The sequence below is a fragment of the Anaerotruncus rubiinfantis genome (assembly GCF_900078395.1).
In the GTDB taxonomy this organism is placed as follows: Bacteria; Bacillota; Clostridia; order Oscillospirales; family Ruminococcaceae; genus Anaerotruncus; species Anaerotruncus rubiinfantis.
The window spans coordinates 332,884-352,556 of sequence record NZ_FKLA01000009.1; the positions used below are offsets into that span (position 1 = coordinate 332,884).

21 protein-coding genes, 1 tRNA gene and 1 CRISPR repeat array are annotated in these 19,673 nt (G+C 55.2%); of the genes, 14 read left to right on the plus strand and 8 right to left on the minus strand.

The annotated features are described in order from the left end of the window. Position 1 precedes the first annotated feature (1 nt). The 5 genes from BN4275_RS07020 to BN4275_RS07040 all read left to right on the plus strand — a co-directional run bounded on the left by BN4275_RS07020 (position 2) and on the right by BN4275_RS07040 (position 5,140). Entirely contained in the window at positions 2–550 is a 549-nt protein-coding gene (locus BN4275_RS07020) for an ATP-binding protein (protein ID WP_207734330.1), read from the plus strand. Positions 551–590: 40 nt separating this feature from the next. Beyond that, entirely contained in the window at positions 591–968 is a 378-nt protein-coding gene (locus tag BN4275_RS07025) for a (2Fe-2S) ferredoxin domain-containing protein (protein WP_066455959.1), read from the plus strand. A 19-nt stretch (positions 969–987) separates the two neighbouring features. Continuing rightward, on the plus strand, positions 988–2,775 hold the full coding sequence (gene nuoF, locus BN4275_RS07030; protein WP_066455961.1) for an NADH-quinone oxidoreductase subunit NuoF: 1,788 nt from the start codon (positions 988–990) through the stop codon (positions 2,773–2,775). 19 nt (positions 2,776–2,794) lie between these two features. Further along, a complete protein-coding gene (locus BN4275_RS07035; protein WP_066455964.1) occupies positions 2,795–4,537 on the plus strand; it encodes an NADH-dependent [FeFe] hydrogenase, group A6 in 1,743 nt (580 codons plus the stop codon). Between the two features lie 126 nt (positions 4,538–4,663). Continuing rightward, positions 4,664–5,140 (plus strand): SAM-dependent methyltransferase, encoded by a 477-nt coding sequence (locus BN4275_RS07040; protein ID WP_066455970.1) that lies wholly within the window; start codon positions 4,664–4,666, stop codon positions 5,138–5,140. Positions 5,141–5,180: 40 nt separating this feature from the next. On the opposite strand, the gene BN4275_RS07045 is transcribed toward BN4275_RS07040, so the two are convergent. Further along, positions 5,181–5,504, minus strand: a complete 324-nt coding sequence (locus BN4275_RS07045; protein WP_066455973.1) for a helix-turn-helix domain-containing protein — start codon at positions 5,502–5,504, stop codon at positions 5,181–5,183. Between the two features lie 143 nt (positions 5,505–5,647). Here BN4275_RS07045 and BN4275_RS07050 point away from each other — a divergent pair, with 143 nt between their 5' ends. After that, positions 5,648–5,890, plus strand: coding sequence for a hypothetical protein (locus BN4275_RS07050; RefSeq protein WP_066455976.1), 243 nt, complete (start codon positions 5,648–5,650; stop codon positions 5,888–5,890). Between the two features lie 51 nt (positions 5,891–5,941). On the opposite strand, the gene BN4275_RS07055 is transcribed toward BN4275_RS07050, so the two are convergent. Then, on the minus strand, positions 5,942–6,502 hold the full coding sequence (locus tag BN4275_RS07055) for an FUSC family protein (protein WP_066455982.1): 561 nt from the start codon (positions 6,500–6,502) through the stop codon (positions 5,942–5,944). Positions 6,503–6,711: 209 nt separating this feature from the next. On the opposite strand from BN4275_RS07055, the gene BN4275_RS07060 reads away from it, so the two are divergent. The 8 genes from BN4275_RS07060 to BN4275_RS07095 all read left to right on the plus strand — a co-directional run bounded on the left by BN4275_RS07060 (position 6,712) and on the right by BN4275_RS07095 (position 12,416). Beyond that, on the plus strand, positions 6,712–6,933 hold the full coding sequence (locus BN4275_RS07060) for a hypothetical protein (protein WP_066455985.1): 222 nt from the start codon (positions 6,712–6,714) through the stop codon (positions 6,931–6,933). Beyond that, positions 6,923–7,147, plus strand: a complete 225-nt coding sequence (locus BN4275_RS07065) for a hypothetical protein (RefSeq protein ID WP_066455988.1) — start codon at positions 6,923–6,925, stop codon at positions 7,145–7,147. The genes BN4275_RS07060 and BN4275_RS07065 overlap by 11 nt, the downstream gene beginning before the upstream one ends. A 39-nt stretch (positions 7,148–7,186) precedes the next feature. Next, entirely contained in the window at positions 7,187–8,101 is a 915-nt protein-coding gene (locus tag BN4275_RS07070; protein ID WP_066455991.1) for a DMT family transporter, read from the plus strand. Further along, a complete protein-coding gene (locus BN4275_RS07075; protein ID WP_161940188.1) occupies positions 8,088–9,272 on the plus strand; it encodes an AI-2E family transporter in 1,185 nt (394 codons plus the stop codon). Before BN4275_RS07070 ends, BN4275_RS07075 begins: the two co-directional genes overlap by 14 nt. Before the next feature lie 153 nt (positions 9,273–9,425). Then, on the plus strand, positions 9,426–10,817 hold the full coding sequence (locus BN4275_RS07080; protein WP_066455999.1) for a glycine--tRNA ligase: 1,392 nt from the start codon (positions 9,426–9,428) through the stop codon (positions 10,815–10,817). 130 nt (positions 10,818–10,947) lie between these two features. Next, positions 10,948–11,023, plus strand: a tRNA-Pro gene (locus BN4275_RS07085). 260 nt (positions 11,024–11,283) lie between these two features. After that, positions 11,284–11,721, plus strand: coding sequence for a MarR family winged helix-turn-helix transcriptional regulator (locus BN4275_RS07090; protein WP_066456002.1), 438 nt, complete (start codon positions 11,284–11,286; stop codon positions 11,719–11,721). A gap of 8 nt (positions 11,722–11,729) precedes the next feature. Beyond that, on the plus strand, positions 11,730–12,416 hold the full coding sequence (locus BN4275_RS07095; protein ID WP_066456004.1) for a hypothetical protein: 687 nt from the start codon (positions 11,730–11,732) through the stop codon (positions 12,414–12,416). A gap of 183 nt (positions 12,417–12,599) precedes the next feature. Further along, positions 12,600–14,198: a CRISPR direct-repeat array (repeat unit 33 nt; unit sequence ATTTCTATCCACGCGCTCCGCATGGAGCGCGAC). A gap of 173 nt (positions 14,199–14,371) precedes the next feature. On the opposite strand, the gene cas2 is transcribed toward BN4275_RS07095, so the two are convergent. From cas2 to cas5c, 6 genes are read right to left on the minus strand one after another with little or no spacing between them, the layout of a single operon-like run. Further along, positions 14,372–14,662, minus strand: coding sequence for a CRISPR-associated endonuclease Cas2 (cas2, locus tag BN4275_RS07100; RefSeq protein WP_066456005.1), 291 nt, complete (start codon positions 14,660–14,662; stop codon positions 14,372–14,374). 9 nt (positions 14,663–14,671) lie between these two features. Next, positions 14,672–15,703 (minus strand): type I-C CRISPR-associated endonuclease Cas1c, encoded by a 1,032-nt coding sequence (cas1c, locus tag BN4275_RS07105; protein ID WP_066456008.1) that lies wholly within the window; start codon positions 15,701–15,703, stop codon positions 14,672–14,674. Next, positions 15,700–16,374 (minus strand): CRISPR-associated protein Cas4, encoded by a 675-nt coding sequence (cas4, locus tag BN4275_RS07110; protein ID WP_066456010.1) that lies wholly within the window; start codon positions 16,372–16,374, stop codon positions 15,700–15,702. The genes cas1c and cas4 overlap by 4 nt, the downstream gene beginning before the upstream one ends. Further along, positions 16,371–17,261 (minus strand): type I-C CRISPR-associated protein Cas7/Csd2, encoded by an 891-nt coding sequence (gene cas7c / locus BN4275_RS07115; RefSeq protein ID WP_066456012.1) that lies wholly within the window; start codon positions 17,259–17,261, stop codon positions 16,371–16,373. The genes cas4 and cas7c overlap by 4 nt, the downstream gene beginning before the upstream one ends. A gap of 1 nt (position 17,262) precedes the next feature. Next, a complete protein-coding gene (gene cas8c / locus BN4275_RS07120; RefSeq protein ID WP_066456014.1) occupies positions 17,263–19,020 on the minus strand; it encodes a type I-C CRISPR-associated protein Cas8c/Csd1 in 1,758 nt (585 codons plus the stop codon). Then, positions 19,017–19,670, minus strand: coding sequence for a type I-C CRISPR-associated protein Cas5c (gene cas5c / locus BN4275_RS07125; RefSeq protein WP_066456018.1), 654 nt, complete (start codon positions 19,668–19,670; stop codon positions 19,017–19,019). The genes cas8c and cas5c overlap by 4 nt, the downstream gene beginning before the upstream one ends. Between the last annotated feature and the right edge of the window lie 3 nt (positions 19,671–19,673).

Genomic DNA, 19,673 nt, shown 5'->3' on the forward strand with positions numbered 1-19,673 from the left:
GATGCAGGAACTGTCGCTGAATGTGCTGGATATCGCGCAGAATTCGGTGCGCGCAAAGGCGGATCTCATTGAAATCACGGTGGATGAACAGCCAGGGAAAGACCTTCTCACCATCACGATCGCGGACAACGGCTGTGGGATGAGCGCCGAACAGGTACATAAAGTGATCGACCCGTTTTTTACCACCCGCACGACCAGAAAGGTCGGGCTGGGCGTGCCGTTTCTCAAAATGGCGGCGGAGATGACGGGCGGGACGCTTGCAATCGACTCCAAAGTGAATGTGGGGACGACGGTAACAGCCACATTTGGGCTGACCCACATCGACCGGATGCCCTTGGGGGACATGGCGGGGACAATCAGCTCGCTGGTTCAGTGCAATCCGGATATTGATTTCGTCTATACCTACCGCCGCGGGGAACAGGCATTTGCGGCGGATACACGGGAGTTCCGGCAGGTGCTCGCGGGCGTGCCGCTTTCCAATCCGGAAGTGGTGGGATTCATCAGTTCGTTCATCCGGGAGAACATGACGGAAATCCAGGGGAATGGATAACCAGGCAATAAGCGTATTTGTGGATGGAGGATAACAGATTATGAAAAGTTTAGCGGAGCTTCAAGCTCTCAGGGACAAAGTGAAAAGCAATATGGGCATCCGGGAGGATGACACAGGCAACACCCGTGTCGTGGTCGGCATGGCAACCTGCGGAATCGCCGCGGGCGCACGCCCTGTGTTGCAGGCGTTCACCGAGGAGGTCGCCAAACGCAATCTCCAGAACGTCACCATCGCACAGACCGGCTGTATCGGCATCTGTCAGTATGAGCCGGTTGTGGAGATCATGGAACCCGGCAAGGAAAAGGTCACCTATGTAAAAATGACTGCGGAAAAAGCTGCGCAGGTGGTTGCGAACCATCTGGTAAACGGCAACGTCATGACCGAATACACCATCGGCGCTGTCGCGCAGAAAGCATAAATGAAGGAGGAGACACATCATGTATCGTTCCCATGTTCTGGTTTGCGGAGGTACAGGTTGCACTTCCTCCGGCTCCGCAAAGGTCATCCGTGCCTTTGAGGACGAACTGAAAGAAAAAGGCCTTGAAAACGAAGTCAAGGTTGTCAAAACCGGCTGCTTCGGCCTGTGCGCGCTCGGCCCGGTCGTCATCGTCTATCCGGAGGGCTCGTTCTATTCCCGGGTCAACGCGGAGGACGTGCGCGAGATCGTCGAGGAGCACCTGCTCAAAGGACGTATCGTCAAGCGTCTGCTCTACACCGAGACCGTCCAGGAGGACACCATCAAGTCGCTGAGTGACACCGACTTTTATAAAAAGCAGAAACGCGTCGCGCTCAGAAACTGCGGCGTGATCGACCCCGAGGACATCAACGAATACATCGCATATGACGGCTATCAGGCGCTGGGCAAAGTGCTCACTGAGATGACCCCGGACGACGTCATCGACGTCATCACCAAATCCGGGCTGCGCGGCCGCGGCGGCGCGGGCTTCCCGACCGGACGCAAATGGGCGTTCGCAAAGGCTTCGGTCAACGACCAGAAATATGTCTGCTGCAATGCCGACGAAGGCGACCCGGGCGCGTTCATGGACCGTTCGGTGCTCGAAGGCGACCCGCACGCGCTGCTTGAGGCGATGACGATTGCCGGTTACGCGATCGGCGCAAACCAGGGTTACATATATGTCCGCGCGGAGTATCCGATCGCGGTCAAGCGGCTGGAAATCGCCATCGGCCAGTCGCGCGAGATGGGACTGCTCGGCAAAAACATCTTCGACTCCGGATTTGATTTCGACATCGACATCCGCCTTGGCGCGGGTGCGTTCGTCTGCGGCGAGGAAACCGCGCTGATGACCTCGATCGAGGGCCACCGCGGCGAACCGCGTCCGCGTCCGCCGTTCCCGGCGGTCAAGGGCCTGTTCGCGAAACCGTCGGTCCTCAACAACGTTGAGACCTACGCGAACATCCCGCAGATCATCCTGAAGGGCGCCGATTGGTTCGCCTCGATGGGTACTGAAAAATCGAAGGGCACCAAGGTTTTCGCGCTCGGCGGAAAGATTCACAACACCGGTCTTGTTGAAATCCCGATGGGCACCACCCTGCGGGAGATCATCGAGGAAATCGGCGGCGGCATTCCCAATGGCAAAAAGTTCAAAGCGGCGCAGACCGGCGGGCCTTCCGGCGGATGTATCCCGGCCTCCAAGATGGACGTTGAGATCGACTATGACAACCTGATCGCCATCGGTTCAATGATGGGTTCGGGCGGACTCATCGTCATGGACGAGGACAACTGTATGGTCGATATCGCCAAGTTTTTCCTCGAGTTCACCGTCGACGAGAGCTGCGGCAAGTGCGCGCCGTGCCGCATCGGCACCAAGCGCCTTTATGAGATGCTTGATAAGATCACCAAGGGACAGGGTACCCTGGAGGATCTCGACAAGATGGAAAAACTCTGCTACTACATCAAGGAAAACGCCCTGTGCGGACTCGGCCAGACCGCTCCGAACCCGGTGCTTTCCACCCTGCGCTATTTCCGCGACGAATACGAAGCGCATGTCGTGGACAAAGTCTGCCCCGCGCATGTGTGCAAACATCTGCTGAGCTACTCGATCGACGCGGATAAGTGCAAAGGTTGCACGCTCTGCGCGCGCCAGTGCCCGGTGGGCGCGATTTCCGGCAAGGTCAAGGAAGCGCACGTCATCGACCAGCAGAAGTGCATCAAATGCGGCGCCTGCATTGAGAAATGTAAATTCGGCGCGATTGTGAAGAAATAAGAAAGGAGTGTACCTAAAGATGGAAATGGTAAATATCAAAATTAACGGTATGCCCTTGTCCGTGCCGAAGAATAGTACAATTCTCGAAGCCGCAAGAAGTGCCGGCATTCAGATTCCCACCCTGTGCTACCTCAAGGAGATCAACGAGATCGGCGCCTGCCGGATCTGTGTTGTCGAAGTCAAGGGCGCAAGGACCCTTGTGACCGCCTGCGTGTACCCGGTTTCGGAGGGCATGGAGATCACCACCAACTCCCAGAAGGTGTTTGAAGCCCGCAAAACCACCCTGGAGCTGATCCTCTCGACCCACAAGAAGGAGTGCCTGACCTGCGTGCGCGCGGACAACTGCGAACTGCAGAAGCTCTGCCACGACTTCAAGGTTGACGACCAGGATAAATACGCCGGCATCAACCCCACCTATCCGGTGGACGATTCCGCGGTGCATATGTTCCGCGATGACAACAAATGCATTCTCTGCCGCCGCTGCGTGGCTGCCTGCGCCAAATGGCAGGGCATCGGGGTCATCGGCCCGAACGAGCGCGGTTTCAACACCCATATCGGCTGCGCGTTCGAGCAGAACCTCGATGAGGTGGCCTGCGTTTCCTGCGGACAGTGTATCGTCGTCTGCCCGACCGGCGCCATCGCGGAGAAGGATCAGACCCAGGAGGTCTGGGATGCGCTGGGCGATCCCCAAAAACATGTCATTGTGCAGACCGCGCCTTCGATCCGCGCCACTCTGGGCGAAGCGTTCGGCAATCCGGTTGGCACCAATGTTGAAGGCAAGATGGTCGCAGCCCTGCGCCGACTCGGATTCGAGAAGGTGTTCGACACCGACCTCGCGGCCGACATGACCATCGTCGAAGAAGCCCATGAGTTTGTTGAGCGCGTGACGGGCGGCGGCGTGCTGCCGATGATCACCTCCTGCTCGCCGGGCTGGGTCAACTACTGCGAGCACTACTTCCCCGACCAGCTGGCGCACCTGTCGACCTGCAAATCGCCGCAGCAGATGTTCGGCGCCACGGTCAAGACCTGGTACGCGAAAAAGATGGGTTGGGACCCGAAGGATATCTATGTAGTGGGTATCATGCCCTGCACCGCGAAAAAGTCCGAGGTCAAACGTCCGGACGAGGACGCCGCGGGCGTGCCCGATGTGGACGTTTCCCTGACCACCCGCGAACTTGCGCGGATGATCAATCGTGCGGGCATTCAGTTCAATGATCTGCCGGATGAGCAGTTTGACAGCCCGCTGGGCGAATCGACCGGCGCGGCGGTCATCTTCGGCGCGACCGGCGGCGTTATGGAAGCGGCGCTGCGCACCGCGGCAGAATGGGTTGGCGGCAAACCGCTCGGCGATGTCAAGTTCCAGGAAGTCCGCGGCACCGACGGTATCAAGGAAGCCACCTATCAGGTGGGCGACCTCGAAGTCAAGGTTGCGGTTGCGTCCGGTCTTGCGAACGCAAAGGTCATCATGGAAAAGATTCGCTCCGGCGAAGCCCCGTGGCATTTCGTTGAAATTATGGCCTGCCCGGGCGGCTGCGTCAACGGCGGCGGCCAGCCGGTACAGCCGGCGAGCGTGCGCAACTTCGTGGACCTGAAGGCGCTGCGCGCCAAAGCGCTCTACGATGCGGATGAGAATATGCCGATGCGCAAATCCCACGAGAACCCCTCGCTGCTCAAGATCTACGAGGAATATTTTGGGGAGTTCGGTTCGCATACCGCGCACGAAGTGCTGCATACCTCCTATGTCCCGAAGGACAGATTCTAAAAACAAAACGGCGTCCGCAAACATGCGGGCGCCGCTGTTTTTTTGTAAAAAGGGCTTTTAGTATCCAAAACGCCTGCTATAATGGAATTACGGCGCCGTAAATAAACCGGAAAGAAGGCTTTATTTATGGAAACAAAAGAACTGTATCCCATTGGCAGGGTTGTGACCCATGCGGACGGAATGGAAGTTTTGCTGGATGAAATGTATCGTCCGGCGATGGAGGGACTGGAGGGCTTCAGCCATATCCAGGTGCTCTGGTGGTTCGACCAGTGCGAAGGTCCGGACGCGCGCGCGACCCTTTTGGAACGCGCCCCATACCGGGCTGGTCCGGACCGGCTGGGCGTATTTGCCACCCGTTCCCCACGCCGGCCGAATCCGGTGGCCTTGTCCTGCGCCGCAATTACCTGTCTGGATCTGAAGGCAGGCAGGATTGGGCTGGACTATATCGATGCGCAGGATGGCAGCCCGGTGCTGGATCTGAAACCCTATACGCCCAGCATTGACCGGGTGGAATGCCCGCGCGTCCCCGCTTGGTGCGCTGACTGGCCGGTGAGCCGGGACGTTTCCGGTGATTTTGACTGGGAGCGCGTCTTTTCTGGCTGAAACGTAAAAAAGGCGGGCGGCTTCAAGCCGCCCGCCTTTTTTAATATTTTGCGATGACGTCCGCGATTTCCAAAAGAAGCTGGCGCTGGTGAGGGCCCAGCCTGTGACAAGCATTTTCGATCTCTTCGTGCAGATAGTTATCTTCCCGCAGGGAAACCCCGCTGATGAGCTCAGTGATATCACAATCCAGCGCTACGGCAATCCGCGACAGCGTTTCCAAGCTGATTTTGGTGACGCCGCGCTCCATCTGGCTGATATACCCCACTGAAACGGAAAGCTTCTCCGCAAGGTTATCCTGTGTCATTCCCGCCTGTTTGCGCTTTTGTTTCATCCGTCGGCCGATGGCGGAATAATCAACACCCATAACTATCACCCGGCTTTATTTTAAGAGCGATAACTAAATATATACAGATACTTATAGATTTATTTATAGTTATTATTGTTGATTTTTGGCGAAATATATGATACACTTTCTACAGTAGTGATGAAAATGTGAGGTGAACCGGTATGGGGCTCCTTGAGCACCTGACAAACCTGCTGGGATGCCAGTATCTGTCGGATCTTCCAATGGCGGCCATCACCCCGAAACAGGCGGATCAGATTCTGTCGCTTTCCGAAGAACAGTTTACTGTGCAGGACTTCCGGGAAGCGGCTCAGTATATCACCCGAAGCAAAGAGGACTTTTTAACAGCGGCGCTGGCCAAGGAGGCCATTGTTCGTCACCTGTTGGAAAACGCGTCGCGGGAATGAAAAAACGATATGCCGGGCAGGATGGGAAAGCATCCTGCTTTTTTTATTGCGTCAAGCCTTTGGGTCGGACTCCCGGCTGTCCGCGTCCGGAGTTTCGGGTGGTTCCTGTGCCGTTTCATCCGATTCGGAGCTGTCCGGATTTTTGGGCGGCCGGATCGAAAGGTTGATCCCGATCGCGACCAGGATTCCGATGGCGTTATCCACCGCGCGCGACAGCGAATAGAGCCAGACGCTGCCTTCTGCCGGGGAAAGCACAATCACCAGGTAGGTGACGCAGCCCATGACAATTGCCCCGCGCTTGCCGATCAGGTTCAAAAGGAAGATGAGGACGGTGACACCGGCCGAAATGGCCACAATCCGCCAAAACGGCAGTCGGGCGGCAATCTGCAGCGAAGCGAAGGCCGCGCCAAAGATTCCGCCGATAAACGTCCCGAGCAGGCGGTTGCGCCCCTGGGACCAGGATTCTTCAAGCGTTGACTGCATGGCGATGAGCGCGGCGATACATGCATAGGACGCATTGCCCGGGACAAACTGATAAAGCAGCAGGCAGACAAAAATCGCCAGCGCGGTTTTGACGTTACGCATCCCGACGCGCAGGGTGTTTTTTTCCATGTTCCTGTCCTCCAAATGTCTGAACGTAATTATGGGGCGGCCAGTCGGGCAGCCGCTTTTGCGCCGGCAGCGCGCAAAAGCCCCCTTTATAGAAAAATTATACCCGGGAATGCGGATATTTACAAATTATATTTGATATGCCTGTCTCTTTATGATAAACTCAAATTGTAAGAAGCTTGTTCATCGCGGCATTGACGGAGGTGTTTTCAATGTTGGCAATCAAAAGTTTTGTTGGCTGGGGAATGGACCGCTGGAAACGCTTCACCGTATCGGATGTGGCTGTATTCAAGATTTGCCTGCTTTCAATCGGTGCTCTGATCGGCATGTACTGGGCGAAAGCCTGCAGAAAGCTGGCGCCTTTCATCTGGGCCGCCGCCGTGGCGTCTTATGTTTATCTCATTTGGCGGATGGTTTTCTGCGATGAGGACTGAGCGCAGCGGCGCCGATCGTGACCGTGACCCCAACATCATTGATTTTCATAAGGCGCGTGACAAAGCGCGCCAGCATAGGCGCAGGACAAGACGGACCATCCTGGCGGCGGCCGCGGCAGCGCTTGTGCTGGCGGGGCTTGTGCTGTTCACCCAGTTGGGTGAGATCCTCGATCAGAAGGATTTCTGGAACAATTTTTCCTCCAGCCAGGCATGATGGCTGTAAATTTTCAGGCGGAATGGGATTAGATCCTTCATGAAGAAACAACAGTTCTATATCCTGCTGGCGCTGATCACCATCTTCTTTTGGGGAACGACCTTTGTCTCTACCAAGGTGCTTTTGGAAAGCCTGTCCCCGGTTCAGATCATGGTGCTGCGATATCTGATTGCATACGCGGGGCTTTTGCTTATCTACCCGCGTATCCATCCGTCAGAGGGCTGGCGGATGGAACTTCTTTGCTTGGGTGCGGCGCTTTGCGGGAGCACCCTCTATTTTTTAGCAGAAAATTTTGCGCTTTCCTTCACCCAGGCTTCAAACGTCAGCCTGCTTGTTTCGGCCGCGCCAATCCTCACGGCGCTGGTGGCGCATCTTTTTACCCGGGATGAAAAATTTTCCCGCAGCCAGCTTCTGGGATTTCTTTGCGCCATGTGTGGAATTTTCCTGGTGGTAGGCAATGGCCATTTCATTCTGAAGCTCTCCCCCGCCGGTGATCTGCTGGCGGTTGGGGCCGCGCTTTCCTGGGCGTTTTACACAGTGCTGCTTCGGAAGATACATACCCGGTATCCGCCGGTCCACCTCACCCGCAGGATCTTTTTTTATTCGATCCTTACGATGCTCCCCTGTCTAGCCGCCGACCCGCGGCCGTTTGAACCCACGGTGCTGCGCGAACCGGTGGTCTGGGGAAACCTGTTGTTCCTGGGACTGGTGGCGTCGTCGCTCTGCTATGTGTTGTGGTACCATGTGGTACGCGGCCTTGGAGCGGTCAGGGCCAACAATTTTGTCTATCTTAACCCGATGGTCACGATGATCGCTTCGGTCATTGTTCTGCGGGAACGGATTACCATTCTGATGCTGCTTGGCGCGGCATTGATTCTGGCGGGCGTCATGATCGCGGACGGCACTGTCCGGCCTGGGCCGCAGTTGGAAGAAAATGAACATGGACAGGAGTGAAACGAATTTGGACTCCCAGAAAATCAAGGGCTATTGCATGGTATCGGCATTCACGGTGGTGCTTTACCTGGGGCTGAGCAACCTGCACCGGCTTTCCGGCCTGCTCAGCACAGTGATCGGGCTGCTTACGCCGTTTATCATTGGGCTGGTGATTGCCTTCATTCTGGACGGCGTGGTGATGACCTTTGAAAAGCTCTTTAAGGGTTTTGCCCATCATCAAAATAAAAAGCTGCGCGGGCTTGCGCGCCCGCTTTCGATCCTCTGTACCTACCTCCTGATGGCAGCAGGCATTTCGGTGCTTGTCACCGTTGTGGTGCCGCAGCTGGCAACGAGCCTCACCCAGCTGGGCAACAGCATTCCGGGGTACCTCATTTCACTGCAGCAGATTGCGGAGCGGCTGTCGCTTGAGTTGAACCTTGACCAGGCGGTCTGGGATGAAATTTCCCAGTGGTTCAATACCCTGGTTGGCCAGATGCTGGCTTTCATTCCGCAGCTGCTCAAGATGGTCCCGCAAATGCTTGATCTGCTCGCCTCGGTGGGCGGGGGCGTCTTCAATTTCGTCATCGGGCTGATCGTTTCGATCTACCTGCTGCTCAGCAAGGAAAAGCTGCTCTCCCAGCTTTCCCGCCTGAACCGCGCCTTCCTGCCGGAAAAAGCGTCCGGTACGGTCGCGGAGACTGCTAAGATCGCTTCGCAGACCTTTTCAAATTATGTCACCGGCCAGCTGCTTGACGCGCTGATTGTCGGTGTGGTGAGCGTCATCGGCCTGACCATCTTCCGTTTTCCGTACGCAATGCTGATCGGTGTGGTCATGGGAATCACGAATGTGATCCCCTTTTTCGGGCCGTTCATCGGCGCGGTGCCCGGCGTGATCATCATCTTCATGGTCAGCCCGGTGCGGGCGCTCTGGTACATCCTGTTTGTGGTGGTTGTCCAGCAGATCGACGGGAACATTCTCGCGCCGCGGATTATTGGCAATTCGGTGGGATTGTCCCCCATCTGGGTACTGTTCGCGGTGACGGTCGGCGGCGGGCTCTTTGGGGTCCCGGGCATGGTGCTTGGCACGCCGGTCTTTGCCATCGTTTATATCCTCATTGGCCGCGCCACCCGCAAACGCGAAGCGCAGCGGGCACACGGCGAAGCCCCGTCCGCGCCGGAAGAAGGTTCATGATGTGCAGCCGGCCCGCCGATTTTTGGGCGGGCCGCTTTTTATGGGGAAAGGGGAAATCTTTCGGGAAAGTTCCCGCGGATGCCTTGACCAGGGGGCTTTGAGCCGATATAATAGGGTCTTAGGATACCTTAATGATGAGAGGATGTTTCCGATATGAATAACAGTGAAAAGACGATGGAAAAAATCGTAAATCTCTGTAAGAGCCGCGGCTTTACCTATCCCGGTTCGGAGATTTACGGCGGGCTTGCCAACGCGTGGGATTTCGGCCCGCTCGGCGTTGAGCTCAAAAACAATGTCAAAAAGGCTTGGTGGAAAAAATTTGTGCAGGAATCGCCCTACAATGTGGGCCTCGATTCCGCCATCCTGATGAATCCGCAGGTGTGGGTCGCGTCCGGCCATGTGGGCGGCTTTTCCGACCCGCTGATCGACTGTAAGGACTGCAAGACCCGCCACCGCGCGGATAAGCTTATCGAGGACGCGACCGGCGAATTGGCCGACGGCTGGACGAATGAGCAGATCATGGATTTTATTCATGAGAAGGGCATCAAATGCCCCGAGTGCGGCAGCGGAAACTTTACAGATATCCGAAAATTCAACCTGATGTTCAAGACCTTTGTGGGTGTCACCGAGGACAGCAAAAGTGAGATCTATCTGCGCCCGGAAACCGCGCAGGGCATCTTTGTAAACTTCCAGAATGTTCAGCGAACCAGCCGTAAAAAGGTTCCGTTTGGAATCGCGCAGGTCGGAAAGTCCTTCCGCAACGAGATCACCCCAAAGAACTTTATCTTCCGCGTACGTGAATTCGAACAGATGGAGCTCGAATTCTTCTGCAAGCCGGACACCGATCTTGAGTGGTTCCAGTACTGGCGCAGTTACTGCGAGAACTGGCTGCTGAATCTTGGACTGGACAAAGAGGGCATGCGCCTGCGCGACCATTCGCCCGAGGAGCTGTCCTTCTACTCCAAAGCGACCACCGACATTGAGTTCCTGTTCCCGTTCGGCTGGGGAGAACTGTGGGGCATCGCGGACCGTACCAACTATGACCTTGGCCGTCACAGCGAGGTTTCCGGCAAGACGCTCGATTACTTCGACCAGGAAGCGAACGAGCGGTACATCCCCTATGTGGTCGAGCCGTCGCTCGGGGTCGAACGCGTTACGCTGGCTTTTCTGTGCAGTGCCTATGACGAGGAGGTCGTTGGCACCGACGACAAGGGCAAGGAGGATGTGCGCGTTGTCATGCGTCTGCATCCTGCGTTGGCGCCGTTTAAAGCGTGCGTTCTGCCGCTTTCCAAAAAACTGGCTGAGGGAGCCGGGAAGATCTATGCCCAGCTTGCAAAGGATTATATGGTGGATTACGACGACGCCGGTTCGATCGGCAAGCGTTACCGCCGTCAGGATGAGATCGGTACGCCGGTCTGTATCACTTATGATTTTGACAGCGAAACCGACGGCTGTGTGACGGTTCGTGACCGTGACACCATGCAGCAAGAGCGCATCAAGATTGAAGCGCTCAGCGATTATATCAAAGCAAAACTTGAATTTTAATTCTTAGCGGAAAGCCGCCCTTATGGGCGGCTTTCCAGGTTCTGCAGGGTGGAAAAGCTTGACAGTCCCCGGGCAATATGCTATCATAAACGTTGCAGCTGCAGGGATTTCCCTTAGCTGCTGGAAATATCGAGGTGTAGCGCAGTTGGTAGCGCGCTTGGTTTGGGACCAAGATGCCGCGGGTTCGAATCCTGTCACCTCGACCATAACTGGACCCCCGTTTTGATACAATGAGTATTGACGCGGGGGTTCAGTTTTTTAAGCCCTATTTGCAAGAGCTTTCATTTCCCTTATAACGAAAACAGGCCCTACGGTACCAAAATTGGTCACCATGGAGCCTGTTTGTGTTTTGTGTGTGGCCTTTTTAATGAAAGGTTAGAGGGGGAAATTTACAATTTATACATTGACATAAGTATGAAATCATACTATAATTTCAATATGATTTCATACTGGAGGATGGACGAATATGAAATACAAAAAGCATCCAGTCTTACAAGAATTTGACCGGCTGAACAATATGATTGTTGAATTCTACCACGAAATTGCTATGAAGCAAGGTTTGTCTGATAGTGCATATGCTATTTTACAGGCGCTGCTTGTGTTGGGAAATGGTTGCACACAAACGGATATCTATAAATATACACTTTTGAATAAGCAGACTGTAAATTCCTCCGTGAAAAAGTTACAGTATGATGGCTTCCTTGATTTCCAGCCCGGCAGTGGGAGAGAGCTGAGGATCTATCTTACTAACAAAGGGGAGGCGATTGTGAGAGAAAAAATACTTCCTATTGAACAAGCCGAAAATGAGGTTTTTGAGGAAATGACTGCTGAGGAGCATAAACAAATCCTCCGTCTAATTTCTGGCTATCTGGAATCATTTAAGTGTAAAATCGAAAAACTGTAAGGGGCGTCATGATACATAAATTACTCAGTACTTTTGGATTAGGGGTTCTCGGGGTAGACCCATTTACGGCGGTCTACCTTTTGTCGATAGGCCTACGGCGCGAGAAGAAAACAAAAATCACGCTATTCTTTTTATCTTTTGCGGGATTCTCCGTTGGCATCGGTGCATCTATAGCTGCGATTTTTGGAGCCGCTGCCGCAGATATTTTTAAAAGCATAATGCCTGGAGACGAAAGTCCAATCTGGGCTGTTTTGAATTTTGTTATTTCCATATTCATCCTGATTTGGGTGCTTCGGAAACGCTTTGCCGCACCAAAGGGAAAAGAGAAGGAAGAAAAGCAATCCATCAATGGGAGTTGGCTGAAATATATTGCTACAGGGTTTATATTTGCTCTGACGTGCTTTACTGACCCTACTTTTTATGCTGTGATTCTAATAGGCGGTGAATCCGGAAGCTTGCTTTTGGCAGCGGCGCTTTTGTCCCTGTGGTTTTTGGTTAGCCAATTTATGGCTGTGATCGTTTATGTCGCCAACGAGATGAATCTGCTCGAAAAACTGGTTCATTTTGTTGAAAAGTTCAAGCAAAGGAACGGGAAAGTTTTCGCATATTTGTTTTATGGAGTTCTTATCCTCGTTGCGGTCATGCTTTTGGTGGATAGCGGATATTACCTGTTCGCAGGGAACTATCTATTGTAAAAATATCGTTGGAATACCATCCAAAACAAAATTGCTACAGTTTACGAGGGACAATCAAAAGATGCACACCCTTTAGGCGAAAAGTCCAAGGGGTGTGCATTTTGGTATTAAAATAAATACACGCATAAAACTGCATTTGCGCAGGTTCCAGGCGCTGTGCGGCGTTATATTCTCGGGCATGCGATTTCTATCCCCGCGCTTCGCATGGAGCGCGACGTGGTTATTCATATCACAATGGATTGTATAGATGTTATTTCTATCCACGCGCTCCGCATGGAGCGCGACCCGCCCGCGCATTGATAATCACGCGCTGTCCTTTATTTCTATCCACGCGCTCCGCATGGAGCGCGACACCCGGCGAGTGCGTAGACCTGAGAGAGATATTGCGATTTCTATCCACGCGCTCCGCATGGAGCGCGACGCAGGCAGATGATAACGGGCTTTCTGAGGCGATTGATTTCTATCCACGCGCTCCGCATGGAGCGCGACATGGGATCAATGTGAGCAATAACATTGGACGGAGGATTTCTATCCACGCGCTCCGCATGGAGCGCGACCATTCCAGTTACGCCCTGACGTCGCTCGATTTCCCATTTCTATCCACGCGCTCCGCATGGAGCGCGACATGAGGAACATCATCCGTATTAGGCAGGTTCATTATTTCTATCCACGCGCTCCGCATGGAGCGCGACGTATCTTTGGGGCCGTCTGCTGTCCAGAAACTAAGGATTTCTATCCACGCGCTCCGCATGGAGCGCGACCTTATAATGCGGGTTTATAAGACCTATAAATAAAAATTTCTATCCACGCGCTCCGCATGGAGCGCGACTATCGCGGCTTGGAGGTTACGCATAACCTTGATCGATTTCTATCCACGCGCTCCGCATGGAGCGCGACCTGGTGACGCTCTGGCAGGTATTTACAATCTGCTTGCTATTTCTATCCACGCGCTCCGCATGGAGCGCGACGGATGGCATGTTGGTAAAAACCCCATGAAGGACTGATTTCTATCCACGCGCTCCGCATGGAGCGCGACTTTCACGCCTTCTTCCTCAAACTCGCCGTAGGCCAATTTCTATCCACGCGCTCCGCATGGAGCGCGACGCAAAACGGCGGCAGCGTCGAACGCACCGGGCGGTATTTCTATCCACGCGCTCCGCATGGAGCGCGACAGGCGTGCTTGCTCTGGAAACAAGATAAGATTCAGATTTCTATCCACGCGCTCCGCATGGAGCGCGACCAGTTGGATGCCAATCACATACCTTTGCGCAATGATTTCTATCCACGCGCTCCGCATGGAGCGCGACAAAATATGCGATATATTCCTTTTGCTCCGGTTCAGTATTTCTATCCACGCGCTCCGCATGGAGCGCGACCTGGACTTTATGGGATTCAGATTTTATCGCAACAATTTCTATCCACGCGCTCCGCATGGAGCGCGACCCATTCAGATCGATGGCGATACTGTATATTTGAGATTTCTATCCACGCGCTCCGCATGGAGCGCGACGTCTAAGCCGAATTCGTAACGATCCGACAAATCGTTATTTCTATCCACGCGCTCCGCATGGAGCGCGACTTTATTGCAACTATGCGCCCGTGGCGAAAAAAACAATTTCTATCCACGCGCTCCGCATGGAGCGCGACTTGTCAATCTGGTTTCGGCCTATGCCGTAAGTTATGATTTCTATCCACGCGCTCCGCATGGAGCGCGACTCCGGAGGATTTGACGGTGCCTAAGATGATCTGATTTCTATCCACGCGCTCCGCATGGAGCGCGACAGCAAAGTTGTATAAATTAAGAAAATTTTTTTGGGATATACATCTAAAAAACAAAAGAAAATCATATCCATAATTGGATACGAGACGGCAGTTATGACAAATCGACAGGGATCTGAAAGAGAAAAACGGTGCGAACCTATCGAGGGTATGGTGACAGCTTGCTATTCGCACCACTACACCATTAGCAGGCCCTCTGGTTCGTAGGTGAATTTTGAACCAAAATGTTCGATTTTGTCCTGATATTGGTTTCCCAGTTGGTAGAAACGCAGACTGTCCTTTTCCTTGTCTATGATAGCTACTAATCGGGACTGAAGTAAACGATATTGCGCGGGATCAAGCAAACATTCGAATACGGAGTTCTGCACACGCTGCCCGTAGTTGACGCATTGCTTAGCGACCTGCCGGAGCCGTTTGCGTCCGGCGGTATCGGCTGTATTGACATCATAAGTGATTAAGACCAGCATTTTATCCCCTCATTTCCATAAAAACGGCGGATAAGCATCCAGATCGCCGCGCAGACAACGGGCAAGCAGAAGCGCCTGTACATAAGGCACCAATCCCCAAACCAGCTTTTCTTTTAAATAAGGGTGGGTGAGCGGCTCTGCCAGGCGTTTCTGCCAGGCAGCCAGAAAGATTTTGCGTCCCTCGTCGGTCAACAGCACTGCACCACTCGGCTGGCACTCAAAGTGTTCAGCACGCATGACGCGATTGTTAATCAGCGTGGCGACAAACCGGTCAGCGAGCAGTGGCCGCAGTTCCTCCATCAAATCGAGGGCAAGCGACGACCTGCCAGGGCGGTCGCGATGCAAAAAGCCAACATAAGCGTCTAATCCGACGCTCTCCAATGCACCCGCGCAGGCATTTGCCAACAGGCTGTATGCAAATGAAAGCATGGCATTGGTTGGGTCAAGCGGCGGACGGCGCGAACGTCCGGTAAAAGAAAAGGTTTCACGTTGATTGAGCAGCAGCGCGTCAAATGTGCCGAAATATATAGCCGCCGACTGGCCTTCCAAGCCACGCAACGCGTCAAGATTGGTTTCCTGCAGAATGGCGGGCAGGCTGCCGGCCAACAGCGCTGAAGCATGCCCAAGCGCTTCATTGTCAACACGCAGCAAGTGATCACGCAGGGTGCGCTCGATACTCCATCGTCCATTGTACACCTTGCCGAACACAAAACTGCGGGCGTAGTGGCAGCTTTGCCCTTCGTCGTCGGATAAACGGTACTGTGCCTTTCGCAGCAGCACGTTTCCGGGATTTTCTCCGCTGACACGCGCGAGGAAGCGTCCGCGTGGTGTGAGGAAAGCCAGATTTATCCCGTCGCGCACACATTTTCCCATCAGGGCGGGGCTTGCGCCTTTGTAGGAAAAGCAAAGGATGCTTTCCAGTGTGTGCAGCGGGAACTGTCCGCGTTTTTGCTCGTCCGCCACAACCAATACGGTCTCGCCCTCAAGCGCGAGATAGCTGTCCTCACTCAGGACGAACAATGTGTTGAGGAATTTTCTCATAAGCTTTCCTCCTCCCTCGGCAGGTGCATCCGCAGATAAGCGGATGCCGGGGGTGCTTTCGCGAGCCTCGGCAGGCAGACCTCTTTGAGCGAGCAGGCATTGCACCCTTTGGATGGAGTGGCTTTTGGGGTATACCCGCGTGCATACAGGGCATGCATTTCCCCAAGCATGTCTTCCACCCGCTGACGCAGCGGCGCATCCAGATTGACTCGGGTGCGCCGCCGCGGCTCGCCATAAAAGAGACTGCCCTCGGCAATACTGCACAGCAGCATCTCCTCCAGGCAGATCGCCTGTGCGCAGAGCTGCAATTCATCCGCGCCGTAAGCGTTTGGCCGGCCTTTCTTATATTCCACCGGATAAGGCTGCCAGGTCCCGTCTTGTCCGGCCAGCGTGATTCCTGCCGGGTCCTGATGAAATTCGACCACGTCGCACACTCCCTGCGCGCGCAGCCGGTGGGATACGACCCGCAGGCTGCGCGCGGTCAGCAGGTTTCCGCGGCGTTCCATCTGCTTTTCATCATGGGCGCGTTGGTGAAGGAGCTGTCCCTCAACCGTGCGCAAATTTTCCGCCCACTGCCGTTCGATATGGATCAGCGCCCACTGCCGGCGGCAGAAAGCGAAATGCTGTAGGCCGGATAGCGGGAGATAATCTTCTTCCTGCCGGCTGGTCACACCATCTGCGTGCAGGACACGCCTTCGGGCAGTGCGGCGGTATCGACCGTCACGGTATAGTCGCTGTAAGCGCGCGGACTGACCACATCTTCTTTTCGGGAAACGCTGACCGTGTCAAACAGCCGGTAGGCGGGCGTGTTTCCCAGTTCGCTGTCATGCCGGAATACAATCAGCTGGCGGACGGCCATCTTGCCGCGCGCGGCCGAATGGTCAACTTCGAACATATTGAGGATCGCCTGCCACAGAAGGGCAAGATCCTCCTCTGAAAAACCGGTGGTCTTGCGGGCAAGGTTGGCTGAAATATAACCCTCGCAGCGGTAGAGCGCATAGGGGACAATGTGCTTGCGCCCCATTTCGGTGCCTTTTTTCTCGGCGTCTGTCTCGGTGGTGATGGCAACACGGGTGATCGTGACCTCCTGCGGGACAATTGGGTCGATGGAACGGGCGAAGCCCAATTGCACCGGTCCGCGTACCTGCCCGCAGTTCAGATTGTTTTTCACGAAGGTGGTCATAACCGCTCCGAAGGTGCGGATATCGTAAAAGTTTTGGCACATGAAGTCCCGGATCTTCTCGTCGAGCTGGGGGTTCCTCTTTTTGACTTCCTTGATGGTCTTTTCATCGATTTCCCAATGTGCGAACGCTTCGGCGTCCGAACGGTTGAGCGGAACGCCGTCCTTGATGTAGATGCGGTACCCCGCGGCGTCCTCCTTTACCGTTTCGACGTAGTTGCGGATTTTGCGCTTGAGACAGACGTCGGTCACCAGCCCGTAGCCGGTCTCCGGATCGAGCCGGGGCATGTTGCCCGCGTCAGGGTCGCCGTTGGGGTTGCCGTTTTCCACATCGAACAGGATGACAAATTCATAACGGTTCTTGATGGGTTCGCTCATTTCACATTTCCTCCTTCGGTTTGCCGGCAAACTGTTTTTGTACCTGGTGGTAATAGCCCAGATGGAAGGCGCCCTGTTCGGGCAGGGACATCCGCGCGGGCAGCGTTTGGCGGATGCGGCCTTCGATATCACAGATCTGCTTCTCATAGTGAATGCGCAGGCCGGTGCTCAATTTGCGCAGATGGCTTTGCGAGAGCTTGGTCAGCAGTGGGAAGATGGTTGCGGGGGTGGCGGACGCACTGTTGAAGTACTTGTCCTTGATGGTCGATTTGATGCCCGGATTGGCGTCCGCCTGTACCCGTTCGAGCACCGCGAACAGCCTGCCGAGCAGATAGGGCAGATAGGTGCTCTGTTCGTTCAGTTCCACGGTCAAAACCTCCTCTGGAATATGAAAGTGGGTGTTTTGCAGGAAAAAGGCTTTCAAAACAGCGGCGCGCCCATAGGTGACCGCCTGTTCGGCGCGGATGCGCAGCATGGTCTGCGCAAACAGGGAGGCCGGATAATTCCCATCGGACAGCACAGCGCGGATGGTCGCGCCCATCATCAGCGAGACCGCCTTTTTGTCACGGCTGTTGGGATTGGCGATCTCCGTTTGCAGTTTCCACATTGGCAGCGCGCCGTTTTCAAGGTAAGCGGGTTTGGCAATGCGCAGCCGTTTGTGATGCTCCTGCACATGGATGAGCAGATTCCCGAAGGTGTCCTGCAGAAAGAATCGCACCGACAGCCGCGCGGCGTTTGGCGCGAGCCCGAGCACGAAAAAATGGTTTTCCGGATGCACGGGGATGCCGTCCACATCGACCAGTCCTCCGTCCGCGAGCGCGGCCACCACGCCCCACAGATCCTCCTGTGTGATGCGATCCTCCGCGCCGCCGAACAGCGCCCCGCAGAAGATGTCCTGGTAGAGGGGTTCGGCATCCTCCGCCCAGCAGACGATTGCCGTATCACCCAGGTACTGCACATGTCTGCGGTCGCTGAGCAGCTGGTTGAGCGCGGCGCCGTAGGCGGAGGCGGCCGCCTCTGAGACCGGTGAATTGAGCCCCTGACCGGTGTTGTCCACAGTTTCGTGGCCGTAGGACTCAAACGCGGGCGCGTTGAAGGATACCAGCGACGCGCCGCTCGACTGCGCACCCTGCACGCCCTTGACCGAAGGGTGCAGGCGGGCAATCGCGCCGGTTCTGCCGGTGACCAGGCAGCGCCCCGCAGCCGCGCCCGCTGATCGGTTCATGGAATGGGCCTGCCAGGCGGCGCGGATGGCAGGGTCCTGCTGTGGATACAGGCCGTTCACCGAGAAGACCAGATTTGCGCCCTTTATGATTTCGTCAAGGCAGGACGCGAGAGCGGGATGGGAGAGGGCGGTTTCGGGCTGCCACTGGGCAAAAAAGGCAAGTACCGCGCGTGCAGCCGGACTGTCCGTCTCTGAAAGGATCTCCTCATGCAGCTTTTTTGCGGCGGCAAAGCACTGGATCGAACGTTCCGGCTTTCCCTTGCCGTCCACGCCGAAAAAGTAAGAGCTGTTGTCGCACAAAAAGTTGGCGCACACGCCGGAAGCCCTTTTCGCCTGCGCGGGAACTTCGATCACTTGAGGAAGTTCTTTCTTGCCGTCCGAAGAGGACACCTTGAGGGGGATCACGCCGCGCAGGGCGCCCTGTTCATCAATGGAGAGTGCGAAGGAGACTTTTACGCCGCACCAGCCGGGCTGTGAAATGGCGCCGCGCGCGGCCAGCGCGTCATAATAACGGCAAAGCGCTTGCAGAATCATCGCAGCACCTCCTGTCCGGCAACCTCCAGCACGCCGTTTTCCAATCGTGCACGGAAGAACATGGGCTGGATATCGCGCGGGTTGCTGTAGTCCATATCGTAGAGCATCAGTCCCAGATCACGCGTTTCATGGATGGCCGGGATGGGGCCGCCTTCCCATGCGCGGAAGCTGGCGGGAAATTCGCGGCAGCCGAAGCAGGGCTGATGATAGCACTGCCCACGGGCCAGGCGCCTCCTGGCGATGTCGATGAACTTGCCTTCGTTGTCCGAAGGATTGGCCTTGTCGCTCATTGTGAAATGGGCGTCAATTACATAATGCACATCCGTCAGCACCATGGATGCGCGCTGCTGAATGCTCTCGCCGGTATAGATGGCCAGCGGCTTATCGGCGCCCGACATGATCGAACGCACATTGCTGGCCAGGATCTTGTCTTTGACCTCGTTGCGGCGGATGTTGGTGAAGGCAATGGGTTTCAGCACATGGATGCGGTCAATCACCCAATTCAGACCGGGATGCCAGGATATGGATTCGATCAGCCCGCGCGCCGCCGAGGGGGTCATCACGTCGTAGCTGACGCGCTCCACCTTCAGTTCCGGCCGGGTGAAAAGCGCATACGGCCCCCAGACCTCCACCTGGATACCTTGACTCATAAA

Excerpts from the sequence above, each read along its gene's own strand:
- BN4275_RS07020 (WP_207734330.1), top strand. The coding sequence starts at position 2 with ATGCAGGAACTGTCGCTGAATGTGCTGGATATCGCGCAGAATTCGGTG.
- BN4275_RS07025 (WP_066455959.1), top strand. The coding sequence starts at position 591 with ATGAAAAGTTTAGCGGAGCTTCAAGCTCTCAGGGACAAAGTGAAAAGC.
- nuoF (WP_066455961.1), top strand. The coding sequence starts at position 988 with ATGTATCGTTCCCATGTTCTGGTTTGCGGAGGTACAGGTTGCACTTCC.
- BN4275_RS07035 (WP_066455964.1), top strand. The coding sequence starts at position 2,795 with ATGGAAATGGTAAATATCAAAATTAACGGTATGCCCTTGTCCGTGCCG.
- BN4275_RS07040 (WP_066455970.1), top strand. The coding sequence starts at position 4,664 with ATGGAAACAAAAGAACTGTATCCCATTGGCAGGGTTGTGACCCATGCG.
- BN4275_RS07045 (WP_066455973.1), bottom strand. The coding sequence starts at position 5,504 with ATGGGTGTTGATTATTCCGCCATCGGCCGACGGATGAAACAAAAGCGC.
- BN4275_RS07050 (WP_066455976.1), top strand. The coding sequence starts at position 5,648 with ATGGGGCTCCTTGAGCACCTGACAAACCTGCTGGGATGCCAGTATCTG.
- BN4275_RS07055 (WP_066455982.1), bottom strand. The coding sequence starts at position 6,502 with ATGGAAAAAAACACCCTGCGCGTCGGGATGCGTAACGTCAAAACCGCG.
- BN4275_RS07060 (WP_066455985.1), top strand. The coding sequence starts at position 6,712 with ATGTTGGCAATCAAAAGTTTTGTTGGCTGGGGAATGGACCGCTGGAAA.
- BN4275_RS07065 (WP_066455988.1), top strand. The coding sequence starts at position 6,923 with ATGAGGACTGAGCGCAGCGGCGCCGATCGTGACCGTGACCCCAACATC.
- BN4275_RS07070 (WP_066455991.1), top strand. The coding sequence starts at position 7,187 with ATGAAGAAACAACAGTTCTATATCCTGCTGGCGCTGATCACCATCTTC.
- BN4275_RS07075 (WP_161940188.1), top strand. The coding sequence starts at position 8,088 with ATGGACAGGAGTGAAACGAATTTGGACTCCCAGAAAATCAAGGGCTAT.
- BN4275_RS07080 (WP_066455999.1), top strand. The coding sequence starts at position 9,426 with ATGAATAACAGTGAAAAGACGATGGAAAAAATCGTAAATCTCTGTAAG.
- BN4275_RS07090 (WP_066456002.1), top strand. The coding sequence starts at position 11,284 with ATGAAATACAAAAAGCATCCAGTCTTACAAGAATTTGACCGGCTGAAC.
- BN4275_RS07095 (WP_066456004.1), top strand. The coding sequence starts at position 11,730 with ATGATACATAAATTACTCAGTACTTTTGGATTAGGGGTTCTCGGGGTA.
- cas2 (WP_066456005.1), bottom strand. The coding sequence starts at position 14,662 with ATGCTGGTCTTAATCACTTATGATGTCAATACAGCCGATACCGCCGGA.
- cas1c (WP_066456008.1), bottom strand. The coding sequence starts at position 15,703 with ATGAGAAAATTCCTCAACACATTGTTCGTCCTGAGTGAGGACAGCTAT.
- cas7c (WP_066456012.1), bottom strand. The coding sequence starts at position 17,261 with ATGAGCGAACCCATCAAGAACCGTTATGAATTTGTCATCCTGTTCGAT.
- cas8c (WP_066456014.1), bottom strand. The coding sequence starts at position 19,020 with ATGATTCTGCAAGCGCTTTGCCGTTATTATGACGCGCTGGCCGCGCGC.
- cas5c (WP_066456018.1), bottom strand. The coding sequence starts at position 19,670 with ATGAGTCAAGGTATCCAGGTGGAGGTCTGGGGGCCGTATGCGCTTTTC.